Origin of the sequence: Undibacterium sp. Di24W, assembly GCF_049340325.1 — a bacterium.
Lineage (GTDB): Bacteria > Pseudomonadota > Gammaproteobacteria > Burkholderiales > Burkholderiaceae_D > Undibacterium.
Window position 1 is genome coordinate 396,336 of sequence record NZ_JBMPOP010000003.1, and the last position, 18,356, is coordinate 414,691.

Consider the following 18,356-nt stretch of genomic DNA (forward strand, 5'->3'; position numbering starts at 1 on the left):
GATTTAGAAATGGAATCTAACAACAAGGAGCTTGAGATGAGTCATTTTCTGGATAGATTGAAGTTCATGTCTAAGGTGAAATCCACCTATTCTGACGGACATGGTGCGGTGGTGGATGAGGATAGACAGTGGGAGAATGCGTATCGCAGCCGCTGGCAGCATGACAAAATCGTGCGTTCTACCCATGGTGTGAACTGCACAGGTTCTTGTTCGTGGAAGGTGTACGTCAAGAACGGTTTGATTACTTGGGAAACCCAGCAAACAGATTATCCACGTACTCGTCCGGATTTGCCGAATCATGAGCCACGTGGTTGTCCGCGTGGTGCTTCATATAGCTGGTATGTGTATTCTGCACAGCGTGTGAAATACCCGATGATCCGCGGTCGTCTGATGGAGATGTGGCAAGAGGCGCGTAAGACCATGGGGCCGATTCAGGCTTGGGAATCCATTAGCCAAGATCCCGTCAAAGCTAAACGTTATAAATCCGTGCGTGGCCTGGGCGGCTTTGTACGTGCCGATTGGGATACAGCACAAGAGATCATCGCCGCTGCAAATGCCTTTACTGTGAAGAAATTCGGCCCAGACCGCGTGATTGGTTTCTCGCCGATTCCTGCGATGTCGATGGTGTCTTACGCAGCTGGTGCGCGCTACTTGTCTTTGATCGGCGGTGCATGTTTGTCTTTCTACGATTGGTACTGCGATTTGCCGCCAGCGAGTCCGCAAATCTGGGGTGAACAAACCGATGTACCGGAATCCGCTGATTGGTATAACTCCACTTACTTAATGGTGTGGGGTTCTAACGTACCGCAAACACGTACACCAGATGCCCACTTTTACACCGAGGTGCGCTACAAAGGCACTAAGACGGTGGCTGTGTCTTCTGACTTCGGTGAGATGGTGAAGTTTGGTGATATCTGGATGGCGCCTAAGCAAGGTACGGATGCGGCTTTGGCGATGGCGATGGGCCATGTGATTCTGAAAGAATTCCATCTCGAAGGTAAATCTGATTACTTCCGCAGCTATGTGAAACAATATACCGACATGCCTATGTTGGTGCGCTTGGTCGAGCGCAATGGCTGCTTTGTGCCAGATCAAATGCTGCGCGCATCGCAATTGCCTGGCGGTTTAGATGAAGCCAATAATGGCGATTGGAAGACACTGGCGATTGATGCGACAACAGACGAGATCGTCGCACCGAATGGCTCTATCGGCTATCGCTGGGGCGAAGGCAAAGTCAACGATGGTGAGAAAGTCGGTCGTTGGAATCTGGAACCAAAAGACGGTGGCTCAGGTCGCGAGATTGATCCGCAATTGAGTCTGGTGGCTAAGCATGATCAAGTAGTGAGCGTAGGCTTTAACTACTTCGGTGGTGCAGATGCCAACGATATGGTGATGCGCAATGTGCCAGCACGCAGAGTGCAATTGGCAGATGGCTCTGAGATTTTGGTCGCTACCGTGTATGACCTCTCGATGGCGAACTATGGTGTGGATCAAGGCTTGGGCGGTGCGGTTGCTACATCGTATGACGACGACATTCCTTACACACCAGCATGGCAAGAAAAACATACGAGTGTTAAGCGTGATTTGGTGATTCAAGTCGCACGTGAATTCGCCCAAAATGCGCACGACACCCATGGTAAGAGCATGGTCATCGTCGGTGCGGCATTGAATCATTGGTACCACAACGATATGATTTATCGCGGCATTATCAATATGCTCATGATGTGCGGTTGCGTTGGTCAATCGGGTGGTGGTTGGGCGCATTATGTCGGCCAAGAAAAGCTGCGTCCACAATTTGGATGGGCTCCACTTGCCTTCGCGTCTGATTGGACACGTCCTCCACGTCAAATGAACGGCACCAGTTTCTTCTATGCGCACACCAGCCAGTGGCGGCATGAGAAATTGCATATCGATGAAATCCTTGCGCCAACTGCGGATAAATCTAAAGTCAGTCATATGAGTATGATCGATATGAATGCCAAGTCGGAACGCATGGGCTGGTTGCCATCAGCACCGCAATTAGAAACTAATCCGCTTGATGTTTGCGATGCAGCTGCAGCAGCGGGTTTAGAACCAGCAGAGTACTTGAAGCAAAGCTTGAAATCTGGTGCAGTCAATATGAGCTGTGATGATCCAGATAATCCTAAGAATTTCCCACGCAATATGTTTGTATGGCGCTCCAACATTCTTGGTAGTTCAGGTAAAGGTCATGAGTATTTCTTGAAGTACTTACTCGGTACACAAAATGCCTTGTTCGATGATCCTGATGAAGCGGTGAAACCATCGGAAGTGAAATTCCGTGAAGAAGCTGCTGAAGGTAAATTAGATTTATTGACGGTGCTTGATTTCCGTATGAGTACGACTTGCTTGTACGGCGACATCGTCTTGCCAACAGCGACTTGGTATGAAAAAGATGATTTGAATACCTCGGATATGCATCCTTTCATTCATCCATTGAGTGAAGCTGTGCAGCCTTTGTGGGAAAGCAAAACCGACTGGGAAATCTATAAAGGCATCGCCAAGAAATTCACCGAAATCGGTGGTGAGTATCTCGGTACACGCAAAGACATCGTCTTGCAACCTTTGATGCACGATACACCGGGCGAACTCGGTCAGGCGTTTGAGCCTAAAGATTGGAAAAAAGGTGAGTGCGATTTGATCCCGGGTAAGACTGCGCCAAACTTTGTGGTGGTAGAACGTAACTACAAAGAGATCTACAAAAAATTCACATCGATTGGGCCTTTGTTAGATAAGCTCGGCAATGGCGGTAAAGGGATTAACTGGAACACCGAACATGAAGTCCATGAAATCGGTGGTATCACCAAAGTAGTGACAGAAGAGGGCGTATCGAAAGGCCGTCCACGTTTGGAAACTGCGATTGATGCTTGCGAAATGATTTTGACGTTTGCACCAGAAACCAATGGTCATGTGTCGGTCAAAGCGTGGGAAACCTTAGGTAAGATTACTGGCCGCGATCACACCCATCTGGCAGTTGGTCGTGAGCATGACAAGATCCGCTTCCGTGATGTACAGGCACAGCCACGCAAGATTATTTCTGCACCAACGTGGTCTGGTTTGGAATCAGAAGAAGTTAGCTACAACGCCGGTTACACCAATGTACATGAACTGATCCCATGGCGCACACTCACTGGTCGTCAACAGTTCTACCAGGATCACCGCTGGATGCTCGATTTCGGTGAAGGTTTGTGCGTGTACAAACCAGCAATTGATACCAAGACGGTGGCACCGATGCTGAACAAGCATCCGAACGGTGAGAAAGAGATCGTGCTCAACTTCATCACACCGCATCAGAAGTGGGGGATTCACTCAACCTATTCTGACAACTTGCGTATGTTGACGCTCTCACGTGGCGGTCCACATGTGTGGGTATCGGAGATCGAAGCGAAAGAAGCTGGCTTGGTGGATAACGATTGGGTCGAAGTATTCAACAGCAACGGTACTTTGACAGCGCGTGTGGTGGTTAGCCAGCGTGTGCCAAAAGGCATGTGTCTGATGTATCACGCACAGGAAAAAATTATCAATACACCGGGTGCGGAATTGTCTGGTAAACGCGGCGGTATTCATAATTCGGTGACCCGTGCGGTATTAAAACCTACCCACATGATTGGTGGTTATGCGCAGTTGGCGTACGGCTTTAATTACTACGGCACAGTTGGTAGTAACCGCGATGAATTTATCGTCTTGCGTAAGATGAAAAAAGTGGATTGGTTGGAAGGCAAGCTGGAAGAGGCAGAAGAAGGAGCAGCGTCATGAAAATTCGCGCACAAGTAGGCATGGTGTTGAACCTGGATAAATGTATCGGTTGCCACACCTGTTCCGTGACCTGTAAAAACGTCTGGACCAGTCGTGATGGCGTTGAATATGCCTGGTTCAACAACGTCGAAACTAAGCCGGGTATCGGTTATCCGAAAGAATGGGAAAATCAAGCCAAGTGGAAGGGCGGCTGGAATCGCAACGAGGCAGGTAAATTAGAGCCAAAACAAGGCGGTAAATTGCGCATCTTGGCGAATATTTTTGCCAATCCGAATTTGCCATCGATCGACGATTACTACGAGCCATTCACCTTTGATTATGAGCGCCTGCAAAATGCGCCCTTGTCACAGACACCACCGACCGCACGTCCTATCTCTGTCATCACTGGCAAGAAAATGGATAAGATCGTTTGGGGTCCGAACTGGGAAGATGACTTAGGTGGTGAGTTTAGCTCACGTAGTCGTGATGCTTTGTTCGAAGGCGTGCAGAAAGAAATGTACAGCACTTTCGAATCGACTTTCATGATGTACTTGCCACGTTTGTGCGAACACTGCTTGAATCCGGCTTGCGTGGCGTCTTGCCCATCTGGCTCGATTTACAAACGAGAAGATGACGGTATTGTTTTGGTCGACCAAGACAAGTGCCGCGGCTGGCGTATGTGTATCTCCGGTTGCCCTTACAAAAAGATTTATTACAACTGGAGTTCAGGTAAAGCAGAGAAATGCACATTCTGCTATCCACGTATTGAAGCTGGTCAACCAACGGTGTGTTCAGAAACTTGCGTAGGCCGTATCCGTTACCTCGGTGTCTTGTTATATGACGCAGATAAAATCGAGGCAGCGGCATCGACACCGAATGAACAAGATTTGTATCAGGCGCAGTTAGATTGCTTCTTAGATCCGCACGATCCAGAAGTGATAGCCGAAGCGCGTAAGCATGGCATTCCAGAGAGCTGGATTACTTCTGCGCAAAAATCGCCAGTGTATAAAATGGCGATGGAGTGGAAGATTGCTTTCCCGTTGCATCCAGAATATCGCACGCTGCCTATGGTTTGGTATGTACCACCGTTGTCACCAATTCAAAAAGCGGCAGAAGCAGGCCACATGGGCATGAACGGTATTATTCCTGATGTGAAGTCTTTGCGGATCCCGGTGCGTTACTTGGCCAATCTTTTGACGGCCGGTAAAGAAGAACCAGTCTTGAAAGCCTTAGAGCGTATGTTAGCGATGCGTGCTTACAAGCGTTCCGAAGTCGTGCATGGCGAGCTCGATCATGAAGTGTTGAAACAAGTTGATTTGACGGCGGCACAAGTCGAAGACATGTATCAAACCATGGCAATTGCCAACTACGAAGACCGTTTTGTGATTCCTTCTTCGCATAAAGAGATGGTGGAAGACAGCTTCAACGAAAAAGGAAGTTGTGGATTTACGTTTGGCAATGGATGCTCGGGCGGTACTTCTGATGGTGCGCTGTTTGGTAAGAAGCCGCAGGGTAGTGTGATTTTTGTGGATATGCCGAAGTCGAGGAAGAAGTTGTCGACGACCGAGTAGTTTTTAGCTCTCTTCTCCCGCAAGCGGGAGAAGGGTCGGGGATGAGGGATGTAAAGCGAGCGTGATGTGTTTTGTCGGGATACTTTAAGCCTCCCACCAAGCATTTCGGATTACTCAACGCCCCTCACCCTAACCCTCTCCCGCTTGCGGGAGAGGGAATATTAAAGCATAAAACGACGCCATAAACGCCACAAAGAATAAAGGAAATCGTATGCAAATTTATCGCATTTTATCCGCACTACTGAGTTACCCGCAGCCAGATTTGATTGCTGCTTTGCCAGAGATTCATACTGAATTAGCTGCCGATCCAGAGGTTTTAGAAGCAGTACAGCCCTTACTCAACTATTTGCAAAACAACAGTCTAATCAGCGTGCAAGAAAATTATGTGGGCACGTTTGATCGCACCCCTTCGGTAGCTCTGCATTTGTTCGAACACATCCATGGTGAAAGCCGTGATCGTGGTCAGGCGATGGTGGATTTGATTTCCGAATATCGCCGTTATGGTTTTGAGCCAGAAGCCAGCGAATTGCCAGATTATGTGCCGCTGTTCTTAGAATTTTTAAGCTTGGTCGATGCTGAAACCGCAGAGAAGTTGTTGGGCGAAGCGATCCATGTATTGGCTGCGATTGGTATCCGTTTGCAACGCAAAGACAGTCCGTATGCCAATGCCTTCCTATTGTTGACTTCGTTCACCGATGTGGTACCGCAAGAGCAAGGTGAACCACCAGTACGCGACATGGATGATGCGATGGAAACCTTTGGCCCAGGCGCAGATGGTGTTGAGCCTTTGTTGAAGCCAGGTTTGTCTTGTTCATCTGGCGGGGCATCTGGCGGTGCGCAGACGGTCAATTTTTATCCACGTCAACCCAATGCTGCAAATCAAGCAGCTGCAAATTAAACCTTTTGGGAGTCAGTGATGGACTACTTACATCAATTTATTTACGGGATCTATCCCTACATCGCATTGGCGATTTTCCTGTTCGGCAGCTTGGCACGTTTTGAGCGCGAACAATATACGTGGAAGAGTGATTCTTCGCAGATGCTGCATGCTGGCAATCTGCGGGTCGGCAATATTTTGTTTCACATTGGTGTCCTCGGTTTGTTCTTCGGTCACATGGTTGGATTGCTGACACCAGTAATCGTATGGGATAGCTTAGGCATTTCACATGGTTTTAAACAAATGATTGCGATTGTCATGGGTGGCGTGTTTGGGTCTTTGTGTATGGTCGGTTTGCTGATTTTGATGCATAGGCGCTTCACTGATGCTCGTATCTCAGCAGTGACAAAAGCGGGAGATAAACTCTTGTTGTTATGGATTTTCATCACCTTGGGTTTGGGCCTATCTACGATCTTTGAATCTTTGAACCACAGAGACGGCCACATGATGGTGTTGTTGATGACATGGGCGCAGCACATCGTGACCTTTAAAGGCGATGCCGCCAGTTTCATTGTTGGCGCACCGTTTTTGTTCAAGGCGCACTTGTTTATGGGCTTGAGTTTGTTCGTGATCTTCCCATTCACTCGTCTGGTACACGTGTGGAGCGGCTTTGCATCGGTTGCTTATTTAAGCCGTGCTTGGCAGTTAGTACGTCCGCGCTGATTTCCATTGCGATAGCAAGAATCCAGTGGCGTTGCTTGATCAACGAACGACGCTGGGCTCCTGCCTTCGCAGGAGCGACGACTACTAGGTGCAGGCATGCGGTTGCTAGTTGCTGACAGATTTTGAAATAGTGAGCATAGATTCAAACGACAAATTTTGGGGAGGCCATCATGCCCGTCATAGTCAATGGTTACGAACTCAGCGATTCTGAGATGGAAAAAGAACTGCCAGAGCATCAAGGTGCTGCTGATGCGATGAAAAGTGCGATGACCGCTTTAGTCTTGCGTCGCGTTTTGCTGGATAAGGCCAATGAATTGGGTTTGTCAGGTGAAGATGAAGACAAAATTGAAGCCTTGCTGGTACGTGAAGTAGTGGTGCCTAAGCCTAGCGCTGAAGAATGCTTGCGTCACTATCAAGCTCATCCGCAGCGTTTTACGGTCGGTGAATTAGTCGAAGCTAGTCATATTTTGTTTCAAGTTACCGCTGCTTTAGATTTAGATAATCTACGTAAGCATGCAGAAATCGTGTTGCAAGATTTGTTGGACAATCCAGCGAATTTTGCTGCGATGGCAAAAGCGAATTCGAATTGCCCATCGAGTGATGTTGGCGGTAGCCTTGGCCAACTGACGCGCGGCGACACGGTTCCTGAATTTGAAAAAGTCATTTTTTCAGCGGAAGAACACAAAATAGTGCCACGTCTAGTGGAGACGCGATTCGGCCTGCATATTCTGCAATTAGGTCGAAAACTGGTGGGAAAATTACTACCATTCGAACAAGTAGAAAGCAAGATCGCCGACGCTATGCAAAGAGCCAGCCACGATCACGCGTTGCGTCAGTATCTGCAACTGATGGTCGGGCAAGCCAAGATCAGCGGTATTGAACTCGAAGGTGCTGATACGCCTTTGGTGCAGTGATAAATTTAAAAGAGAAAGTGAGCAAGTCATGTTGCAAGTCATGTTGCAAGCTATGATGAGTATGGTGAAACAATACCAAGAGTGCGACGATCAATTAAATCGCGTCGAAGCCGCTTTACGTAAAGCAGATCTGGTATTAGCGGGCAGAAATTTTCGTTTATTCGACGAGTAATTGGAACACCATATCCGTTTGGAAGAAGAACGCCTGTTCTCCGCTTTTTTAAAAAGCCACAGGCATGATCAATGGTCCTACCGTGGTGATCCGTAGTGCGCACGCAGAGATTCGTCAATTGCGCGATTTGGCTATGGACGAAATTGAAAAAGGACAAGTTGAATCTGCCTTAGCGACCATTGATACCTTGGATGTCTTGATTCAACAGCACAATGTGAAGGAGGATAATATTCTTTGCCCTATGCGCGGTGGCAGTATTCCTCATTTAATGCCTGTGTTAGGCATGGGTGGTGGCGCCTGCTCTTGCACGGCATAAGATACTGTTCTGCTGATGGACGTAGGTTGGCACTGAGTCTTTATTGTTGTCGCGAGGAATCGAGGGCAAGCTCGTCTTGTTTTCTACAGCACCATCCCAGTCGCGGTAGACATTCCCTTGTCGTAAAATTTGAAAAAAATTAAATTCAAATTGAGCTAAAACCTTGAAGCAGGGTAAAGTATCTTAATTGAATACTTTTTGTCTGTTATAGTTGGCATCGAGTCAGGCTTTGCGCCCATGGTGTACATCTTCGGGGGAGTAATTGTTTTGCATGTTTTCATTGCATTAATTTTGAAGTTGCCCTCAACGCTTCTTGGGTACCTCACCCATTTTCCGACTCTCCGCGTCCCTTCTTTATTTTTCTTGGTTTTTCTTCTATCTGGCTTGTTCGATGCTGCACAAGCAGGCGCTTTGCATCGTCTTCGTTTTGATCACTTTAGTGTGGATCAAGGCCTGCCAAGTACTGGGGTTATGAACATCTATCAGACCCGTGATGGCTATATTTGGATTGCGACCGCGAATGGATTGGTGCGCTATGATGGTCGGCATATGCAGGTGTTTTCCAGTAGTCCAGATAATCCTGGCAGCATTAGCCATAACCGCGTTTTTAGTTTATTTGAAGATTCACAACAAAATTTGTGGATAGGTACACGCCGTGGCTTGGATCGACTGGATCTGAAAACGGATGTTATTCAACGTTTTCCTGTTGCAAGCGATATCAGTGAAAAAGATAAAGTGGTCTATGGCATCGCACAGGCTGGGCCGAAACAATTGTGGGTGGCGACCTCGGGCGGTTTGAAGTTACTTGACGTGCAGAATGGGCGTTATAGTAGTTGGCAGCCTGATATGAGCGAAGCTGCCTACTTTAGCGGCGAGGTTCGAGCCATGCTGAGTGATGGTGCTGGCGGGGTTTGGATAGGGCAGGGACATAGGGTTGCGCATATCAGTCAAAGTGGCCGTTTGTTGCTGCAATTTCAAGCGGTGAGTGACAGTACAAGCCAAAAAATGCGACCTGTGGATAATTTGGTTCGTAGCTTAGCCTTTGATCCTTCAGGACAATTATGGGTGGGTTTGACGGGCGGTTTAAGTTTGTGGAGCGTCGAGAATAAAGTCGCTGAACCAATTGCTTTGCCGATCGGATTGAACCTTCCTAAGGCTACGATAACGGCGATCGTGCAAGATCAGGAAAAATCGATGTGGTTGGCACTGAACGATGAGCAGGGGCTATTTCGCTGGCGTTCACAACAAAAAAGACTAGAGCGATTTGTGAATACGCCGGCAGTTGAGAGCAGTTTAAGCGGTAATTCGCTAACTTCACTGATGCTCGATGCGACTGGCGCATTGTGGGTAGGCACCTCTGACTTCGGCGTTAATTTGATTGATTTGAATGGGCGTGGTTTTCAAACCTATTTGAATGTGCCAGGTGATCCACGTAGCGTCTCAAATCGTCTGGTATCGGCGGTAATACCCGATCAGAACGATTATGTGTGGCTGGGCACCTTGGGTGGGGGGCTCAATCGACTGCATCTGCCCTCTGGAGATACGGAGCGATTTACTAAAAAGCAAATGGGTGTTGAGTATATACGCGCCTTGTTATTGGATAGTAAGAAACAGTTGTGGGTCGGAGGTGAAAGTTTAGAGATATTTGATCCCAAGAAGCAAAGCAGTCGGACAGTCTTATTAGATCCAAACTTTCCCATCGGTGCTCGGGTTAACGCACTGAGTAAAGACGATAAAGGAAATGTCTGGGTCGGAACCAGCGCTGGACTGTATCGAGTCAGCACCGATATGAAAATTACTGCTTACCGTGGCGGTCTACATAGTGTGGGTAGTTTTAATGACGATGTGGTTGATAGTCTCTTGTTCGATTCCGAAAAGCGTTTATGGGTGGGTACTAAAGGCGCCCTATTTATCTGGCGCGATGCCGACGCTACTTTCGAGATGATAGGTAAAGCCTCGAAAGAAATTGCTAATCCGGAAAAATTGGGAGTAACTGGTTTGCGGCAGGACGTGCATGGACGAATTTGGGCTGCGACTTTACAAGGTTTATTGGAAGTGCAACCAAATCAAAAAAGCACAAGCGTTGCGCCTACCTCAGATGATTGGAATTTGGTGTCTTGGGCCAAATTACCTGGTTCGCCAGATGACGTGATTGAATCGATACAAGATGCAGATAACGGTGAAATTTGGTTAAGCACCGAACGTGGATTGATACGGGTCGATCCAGAGCGAAAGCTTGCACGTAGTTTTCTTTCATTTGGACGATTTGAAGGTGCTTTCAATTTTGGTGCAGCGGCCCGCACCTCAGATGGAGGACTGCTTTTTGGTGGTGTTGGTCTGGTACATTTTCACCCTGAAAATATTCGGGATAATTCGATTCCACCGCGAGTCATCGTCAGTGATATTTTATTGTTCAATAAATCTTTGATGAGTTGGAATAACAAAGGCGTATTTGATGTTAAGAAGAATAATGGTGCTCGACAAACTACGGAAAGCAAAAATTCCTACGATCTAAAAAGCGTAGGTGTGACGGGCAATTTGGGTGCGGCACGAAAGATAAGCTTGAATCATGAGCAGACGATGGTGAGCTTTGAATTAGTCGCTCTACATTTCTATAACCGCACTCAGAATCGTTATGCATGGAAATTAGAAGGTTACGATAAAGAATGGATCGTTGGACATGCTGATCGGGGCTTCGCCACGTATACCAATCTAGACGCAGGTAATTATCGCTTGTTGGGGCGCGCTGCCAATTCTGATGGAATATGGAGCGAAAGTACGGTTTTATTGGAAGTCGTCGTATTACCACCCTATTGGAAAACTCCTTGGTGGTATGGTCTTTGGACCTTGGTGATTCTGGGGCTGTTTGCCTTGTTTTATCAGAGGCGGGTACAGGGAATCAGGGCAAGCCAACTGTATCTGGAGCAACAGGTTAAACGCCAGACACAAGAGGTACTCGAGCAAAAACGTTTGGCGGAAATTCAGCGAGAAATCGCCGAGCGTGCTCGTAATGATATTGGTCGTCTGAGTGAAATTGGTCTGCGAATTACCGCCTCGTTAGATGTCAACGAAATCTTGGGTACTTTGTATGACAACATCCGTACCTTGATCTCGGCGTCGACCATAGGCGTTGGTTTTGTCGACTGGGAAAAACGCCAGATTAATTTTGATTACACCTTGCAAGGCAATCTTCGCATCTTGCCCTACTCACGTAGTTTAGATGCACTGGAGCAGCCAGCAACGCAATGCGTACTCAAAGGTCAGGAAGTGATCATTGATGAAATTATGCATGACAGCCGGAAACTCGATGCGATCACCGCAGAAAAAGTAGGTCAAGCTGATACTTTTTTAGAAAATGGTCTCAGCACCGAGAACTCCCGTTCGGGTATTTATGTTCCTCTGACTTTGTCTGGTCGTGTCATGGGATTAATTGGCGTGTTAAGCATGAAGCCTCGTGCGTTTGGTTTAGACGATTTAAATATTTTGCGCACACTTGCGGCGTATACCGCGGTCGCGTATGACAATGCAGAAGCCTATCGTCGTTTGCAATTGACGCAGTCAAAATTAGTCGAGCAAGAAAAATTAGCCGCACTTGGTTCTTTGGTCGCCGGTGTGGCACATGAATTGAATACACCAATAGGGAATAGCTTATTGATGGCAAGTACCATGTTGGATATGAATCGCCAATTTTTAAAGCAAGTGCAGACCAACCAATTACGTCGTTCGGATTTAGAAAAATTTTGTGAGAATACCAGCGCGTCGTCAGACTTAATGATTCGTAATTTGACGAACGCCGCTAATTTGGTGAGTAGCTTCAAACAGATTGCAGTAGATCAAACTTCGGATCAACGACGGACTTTTGATTTGCTGAATTTCTGCGAAGAGGTGGTTTTGACTTTGTCCAACCGAATTAAGCGCGACGGTCATGCCTTGCAAATGGAAGTGGAAGCAGGATTAGAGCTCGATAGTTATCCGGGATCATTGGGGCAAGTGTTAAGCAATTTAATTATCAATGCGATGGTGCATGGCTTGCAAGAAAAGGCAGATGGTCTGATTCGTATCGGGGGCCGGGCCTATGGTGTGGATAAGGTGATTCTGACGGTGGAAGACAATGGGCAGGGCATTGCAAAAGAGAACATCGATCGTATCTTTGAACCTTTCTTTACCACGCGATTAGGCAAGGGCGGTAGTGGCTTGGGTCTGCACATCTGCTACAACATGGTGAGCTCTCTATTAGGCGGCAGCATTAAGGTTGATAGCGAGATTGGACATGGTGCGCAATTTACTATTATTTTGCCTAGAGTGGCGCCGCTCGAACAGACGAACTAATATCATCGGCCCGGTTCGCTAAATTAAGTAACTTCAAATATGCATCCAAGTCAATTGAGCCCGGTTGGGCGGTGATGGTGGCTCAACACGACATTCAATTTCCTTTATCTAATTTTAATTTGTGCGTTAGCAAAGCGTGTTTCTAGCTAATTTTGCTATTAAATTGGCGCACAAATTTGATCTGGAACAAGTTTTATCCCCCAAAAGAACTAGTTGTCATTAGCTTGGGGGAGAATTGTGTCGGTGCTGGAAAACATCCACAATGACTTCATGAAAAATTCTATTCCATCACTGTTCACCAAACATGACACCAGGCTGATTGATCGTTTTGGACGTCAACTCAATTACTTGCGTGTGTCGGTTACGGATAAATGTGATTTGCGATGTAGTTATTGCATGCCCGCGGGATTTACTGATTTTGAAGAGCCCGAAAACTGGTTGAATTTTAATGAGATAGAGCGGGTGGTGGCAGCTTTTGTGCGTCTTGGCGTAGGTCGCGTGCGTTTGACTGGTGGCGAGCCTTTACTTCGGAGACATTTGCCACAACTGGTGGAACGTTTGGCCGCTTTGCCTGAGATTCAAGACATTTCTTTATCGACAAATGCGACGCAATTGCATAAACATGCGGAAGCATTTTTCCGTGCTGGCGTTAGCCGCATCAATGTGAGTCTCGATAGTTTAGATAAAGCCTGCATGAAAACGATTACCGGACGCGATAGTTTTTCCAGCATCATGGCTGGTTTGCAAGCGGGAAAACGGGCAGGATTTAAGCCTATTAAATTAAACATGGTGGTGATGGCCGGTGTCAACGATCATGAAGTACAACGAATGGCGGAGTTTTGTTTTAACGAAGGCTTTATTTTGCGCCTGATTGAGGCTATGCCTATGGGTAGTACAGGACAAAATACCCAGTATCGTGATATCGGCCCGATTCGCGAAGAATTGGTGCAAAAATTTGATTTAGTCCCCGCTGCCGAAGAGTTGGGCGGTGGTCCCGCCAGATATTGGCGCAGTCGTGACGGACTGGCAACAATAGGATTTATTTCACCTTTGAGTCAACATTTCTGTTCTACCTGTAATCGCGTGCGTTTGGCCGTCGATGGCACGCTGTATATGTGCCTTGGGCAAGATGAGAAATTTGAATTACGTCCATTGTTAAGAGCAGGTATTAGCGATGAAGAACTAGAGCAAGCGATTCGGCAAGCGATAGAACTCAAACCAGAAAAACACGAATTCACGACGCAAAGACATAAAGTAATTCGATTTATGTCACAAACCGGCGGATAGATTAAATGATGTGGAGAAAGACATGGAAGTGCGAAATATTCACCAATTTATTGAAGGATTTCAACGTTTTCAAAGCAAATATTTTTCTGGCGAAAAACCTCTGTACGACAAGCTTAATAACGGACAAAATCCGAGTACGCTTCTAATCGGCTGTTGTGATTCGAGAGTTGATCCTGCCTTATTGCTGGACTGTGATCCTGGCGATATTTTTGTCATACGCAATGTGGCCAATTTAGTACCGCCGTGTAATGAATCAGGTAATCAGCAAGGCGTCAGTGCAGCGATACAATTTGCGGTTGAAGCCTTAAATGTCAAACGCATCATCGTGATGGGGCATGAAAAATGTGGTGGTATTCGTGCTTTAATGCAGGGCTACCAGCCGAGTAGGAAAATAGATTTTATTGGTCGTTGGATGCGTATTGTTGAACCAGTAAAACAACAAGTTTTGAATCAATTAGCGAATTGCACTGTCGAGGTTCAGAATCATGCTTGTGAACTAGGCGCGATTATTTTGTCTTTGAATAATTTACGCAGTTTCCCCTGGGTTGCCGAACGTGAGGCACGCGGTCAGATTGCTTTGCACGGCTGGTATTTTGATATGACCAATGGTGCGCTTTTAGCCTACTCCGATCGTACCGATACTTTCTTGCCTATGGTCTGCCCTTTAGGGGTTCCGCATCCTCATGCGGAAACATTTGAAGCATCTAAAGCCGAATCTCAAGAACTGGCGACTAGCCTATGACCCGACCTGATTACGTCTTAAGGCCTAGCTGAAATGATGACCCCCAACATGCAAGCACCTATCCTTCTACCGATGGGGAAACGTTTGACCTTCCGTATCCTGGTTACGACAGTGATAGGGCTTGCCTTGACCTTGATGGCGATTGCTTACACCTTGCTACTATCTTGGCAGTTAGAGGGCGGCGGCGCTGCGATCAATGAAGCGGGTAGCTTGAGAATGCGCTCCTATCGCATGGCAATGATTTTGGAACAGACGCCGACGAATGGTATTGTGGAACAGGAGCTACTCGATTTTAATCGCACGCTGGCAGAGTTGCAGGCCGGTGATCCTAAGCGTCCTTTGTTTTTGCCACAAACCCAGCTGATTCGTGAACAAATGAAAAAAGTGCAGGATGAGTGGTCACGCAATATACAACCGAATGCGAAAAACGCTTTACGTGCCAACGATGCAGCAACTCGTCGTCTTGCCCTAAGTCAGTACGAACAGGAATTGCCTACTTTTGTACATAACATTAATCAATTAGTGATATTGGTAGAAGTCGAACTGGCGGAAAAAACCACGTGGTTGCGACTATGTCAGACCGCTTTGATTTTTATGTCATTGGCCGCCAGTATTGCGCTGCTTTATCTTCTCTACTTATGGATAGTTGGACCCGTCACGCGTATGCAGGCGGGTATTGCACGCATGAGTAAAGATGACCTGAGCGTTCGCTTACCGATAGAAACAGAAGATGAATTTGGTGTACTGGCGCAGGCCTTTAATCAGATGGCGGATCATGTACAAACGGTACACCGCACACTGGAAGTGCGGGTATCTGAAAAGACCGCTAAATTGCAGGCGCAAAATCATGAGATGAGCACCTTGTATGAGATTGCCGGATTCTTGGCAGGGCCGCATGCGATAGAGGAACTATGCCGTGGCTTCTTGCATAGAATCATGCAGCGCATGCAAGCTGATGGCGGCACGGTGCGAATTCTCGATGCTAAGAATGACAATATGCATATTACCGTGCATGAGGGAATTTCTGAAAAAATGATAGAGGAAGAGCATTGCATCAAGAAAGATGATTGCTTGTGTGGTGGTGCCACTCAGCAGGGCATAATTTTGGTTCGGGATTTTCGCTTACTAGATCAACAAAAAACTTATCGCTGTCAGGAAGAGGGCTATGTCTCTTTGGCGGTATTTCAAATTGTGACACGCGAGTTGGTGATTGGCAGTTTTTCGTTACATTTTTCAAAAGAGCGTGTGGTAAGCAGCGAGGAACGGCGCCTATTGGAAATTCTAGGAAAAAATTTAGGATCGGCGATAGAAAATCAACGATTGATTGCAAAGGAAAAAGAGTTTGCAGTGTCGCAGGAACGTAATTTGCTGGCGCAGGGTTTGCATGACAGTATTGCGCAGGGCTTAAACTTCTTAAATCTGCAAGTGCAGATGCTAGAAGATTCTCTACATCGTAACGAGGTTGAAGAAATCCGCGAGATCGCGCCTTTGTTACGCGCTGGTGTGCAAGAGAGTTACGAAGATGTACGCGAACTCTTACTGAATTTTCGCACTCGCTTGCAAGACAGTAATCTGGAGTCAGAAATGCGCAATGTCGTCGCGAAATTTCAGCGCCAGACTGGTGTGCATAGCGAGATTCAATTTGCGGGTAACGGTGCGCCTTTAGCACCGGAACAACAGTTGCAGATACTGTTCATTTTGCAGGAAGCTTTATCGAATGTGCGTAAGCATGCACAGGCAAGTGAGGTGCAGGTCAGAATCGATAATGAGCGTGATTTTGAGATGACTGTGCACGATGATGGTTTGGGTTTTGATATGGGTACCGTAGAGGAAAAAGGCGAAGGACATGTTGGACTTAGAATTATGAAAGAACGAGCTGAGCGACTATCGGCTCAATTCTCGATTGAAAGTAACGACGGTCATGGCACAACGATTTCCTTGCATTTGCTAAGGCAAGAACGCTTAGTGGCTTAAAACTAGCCTAAAAAAGAGAAAGTAGAGACATGAGTATTCGTATTTTGCTGGTCGATGATCATAGTTTGTTTCGCAGTGGCATTCGTTTGCTATTGCAACGCAATCCCGAGTTTGAAATCGTAGGCGAAGCTGCTGATGGTTTGGAGGGCGTGAAACGCGCTAAACAATTAAAACCCGATGTGGTACTTATGGATCTCAATATGGCAGGCTTGTCGGGATTGGAAGCGATGCAATTGATCGTTGAGGATTTGCCCGATACTGCAGTGTTGATGTTGACCGTGTCGGAAGAAGCTGAAGATCTGACTACGGCATTAAAAAACGGTGCTCGTGGTTATTTGTTGAAAAACATAGAAGCCGACTATCTAACCCAATCTATCAAACGAGCGGCAGCGGGTGAACCGGTGATCGCAGAGTCCATGACCGCAAAATTGGTCATGCAATTTCGTGCGGGTCATAATGTAAATACTGCTCCTGAACGCGAAAAACTCACCCCTCGTGAACGTGAAACTATGGTTTGTTTGGCGCGGGGTGAAAGTAATAAAGAAATCGCCCGCAATCTTGATGTGGCGGAGAGCACCGTTAAGATTCACGTACAGAATATTCTGAAAAAATTGAATCTGACAAGTCGTGTGCAAATTGCGGTGTACGCGGTGGAACACGGTATGGATAAGTCTTAAGTGGACTAGTCGCTGCGAACTGAGTCATCATTCTCGGTCTTTTGCAGCAACTATCTACGCCGAATGGTGGATAGTCGTTTCATTAATCGTGTCTTACACTTCAAGCCTATTTGATTAGGATAGGGAGACATGATGAGTAAGATTAATCTGGATGGCTTATTGCTTAATCAAGCTTTATTTCGCCATATTTCGCCGTTTGAATTAGATAGCCTGAAAAAAGAAGTGGTGAAGCTGGAGCTGGAAAAAGGCTTAAGTTTATTCCAGAAAGGCGATTTGGCGGATGGGTGTTTTATTCTGGTGTATGGCTTGATAAAACTGGCGATCCCCGCCTCGAACGGTAGCGATAAAATCGTTGAGTTGATACGCCCAGGGCAATGTTTTGGCGAAGCAATGATGTTTCTTGAAGAACCTTATCCGTTTTATGCGGAAACCTTAGAGCCTTCCTTATTATTACGTTTGCCAAAAAACGCTCTATTTAAATTGCTAGATCAATCGCCCGCAATTGCGCGTCAGATGATGACGGGTTTATCGTATCGTCTCTTAGGTTTTGTACGAAATGTTGAACGTCAATCTTCGCATAATGCGATGCAACGTGTGGTTGACTATTTAGTGCAAACCGCCTTGTCGCAAGAGAGTAATGAGATTCGACTGGAGTTGAAGAAAAATGTGGTCGCGTCCTTACTAAATTTAACACCCGAAACCTTCTCGCGTATGTTGCATCATTTGAGTGAGCTAGGCCTGATCAGCGTCAGTGCTTCGCGCATTTCGATTAGTTCTTTGCCGTCCCTTAAAGCCTATCCGCAAATTCATTGTGAATCTGAACACGGCAATGTTAAAACGTCTGTGCAGGGATCGCACCACAAAAAACACGGCACTATTAGCTTGCAAGCCTAAAGTCATCATTAACTCCGACGTTTTTAAAGAAAGTACGCGCCCTAGTTCTTTTGGCTAGTGCATACCTACTTCTGCAGTCACATTTCCAACCATACGAGGAATTTTCAAATTTAGGGCGACTCCGTAT

13 protein-coding genes are annotated in these 18,356 nt (G+C 46.7%); all 13 read left to right on the forward strand.

Features of this window, described 5'->3' with window-relative positions:
- Positions 1-36 precede the first annotated feature (36 nt).
- Positions 37-3,774, forward strand: a complete 3,738-nt coding sequence (locus ACO0KZ_RS08005; RefSeq protein ID WP_422994504.1) for a nitrate reductase subunit alpha — start codon at positions 37-39, stop codon at positions 3,772-3,774.
- Positions 3,771-5,324, forward strand: coding sequence for a nitrate reductase subunit beta (narH, locus tag ACO0KZ_RS08010; protein ID WP_422994506.1), 1,554 nt, complete (start codon positions 3,771-3,773; stop codon positions 5,322-5,324). Before ACO0KZ_RS08005 ends, narH begins: the two co-directional genes overlap by 4 nt.
- Positions 5,325-5,535: 211 nt before the next feature.
- Positions 5,536-6,222: a nitrate reductase molybdenum cofactor assembly chaperone gene (gene narJ, locus ACO0KZ_RS08015; protein WP_422994508.1), complete on the forward strand. Its 687-nt coding sequence runs from the start codon at positions 5,536-5,538 to the stop codon at positions 6,220-6,222.
- Between the two features lie 18 nt (positions 6,223-6,240).
- On the forward strand, positions 6,241-6,924 hold the full coding sequence (gene narI, locus ACO0KZ_RS08020; RefSeq protein ID WP_422994510.1) for a respiratory nitrate reductase subunit gamma: 684 nt from the start codon (positions 6,241-6,243) through the stop codon (positions 6,922-6,924).
- A 170-nt stretch (positions 6,925-7,094) separates the two neighbouring features.
- Positions 7,095-7,838 (forward strand): peptidylprolyl isomerase, encoded by a 744-nt coding sequence (locus ACO0KZ_RS08025; protein ID WP_422994512.1) that lies wholly within the window; start codon positions 7,095-7,097, stop codon positions 7,836-7,838.
- Positions 7,839-7,866: 28 nt separating this feature from the next.
- Positions 7,867-8,010, forward strand: a complete 144-nt coding sequence (locus tag ACO0KZ_RS08030; protein WP_422994514.1) for a hypothetical protein — start codon at positions 7,867-7,869, stop codon at positions 8,008-8,010.
- A gap of 64 nt (positions 8,011-8,074) precedes the next feature.
- Entirely contained in the window at positions 8,075-8,326 is a 252-nt protein-coding gene (locus tag ACO0KZ_RS08035; RefSeq protein ID WP_422994516.1) for a hypothetical protein, read from the forward strand.
- Positions 8,327-8,524: 198 nt separating this feature from the next.
- Complete coding sequence (locus tag ACO0KZ_RS08040) at positions 8,525-12,655, forward strand: two-component regulator propeller domain-containing protein (RefSeq protein WP_422994518.1); 4,131 nt, start codon at positions 8,525-8,527, stop codon at positions 12,653-12,655.
- 270 nt (positions 12,656-12,925) lie between these two features.
- A complete protein-coding gene (moaA, locus tag ACO0KZ_RS08045) occupies positions 12,926-13,942 on the forward strand; it encodes a GTP 3',8-cyclase MoaA (RefSeq protein WP_422994520.1) in 1,017 nt (338 codons plus the stop codon).
- Between the two features lie 22 nt (positions 13,943-13,964).
- A complete protein-coding gene (locus tag ACO0KZ_RS08050) occupies positions 13,965-14,684 on the forward strand; it encodes a carbonic anhydrase (RefSeq protein WP_422994522.1) in 720 nt (239 codons plus the stop codon).
- Positions 14,685-14,717: 33 nt separating this feature from the next.
- On the forward strand, positions 14,718-16,658 hold the full coding sequence (locus ACO0KZ_RS08055; RefSeq protein WP_422994524.1) for a type IV pili methyl-accepting chemotaxis transducer N-terminal domain-containing protein: 1,941 nt from the start codon (positions 14,718-14,720) through the stop codon (positions 16,656-16,658).
- A 29-nt stretch (positions 16,659-16,687) separates the two neighbouring features.
- The gene (locus ACO0KZ_RS08060; RefSeq protein ID WP_422994526.1) at positions 16,688-17,335 is read left to right on the forward strand and encodes a response regulator; all 648 of its coding nucleotides are present in this window, start codon (positions 16,688-16,690) and stop codon (positions 17,333-17,335) included.
- Positions 17,336-17,464: 129 nt separating this feature from the next.
- A complete protein-coding gene (locus ACO0KZ_RS08065) occupies positions 17,465-18,229 on the forward strand; it encodes a Crp/Fnr family transcriptional regulator (RefSeq protein WP_422994528.1) in 765 nt (254 codons plus the stop codon).
- Positions 18,230-18,356: the final 127 nt, after the last annotated feature.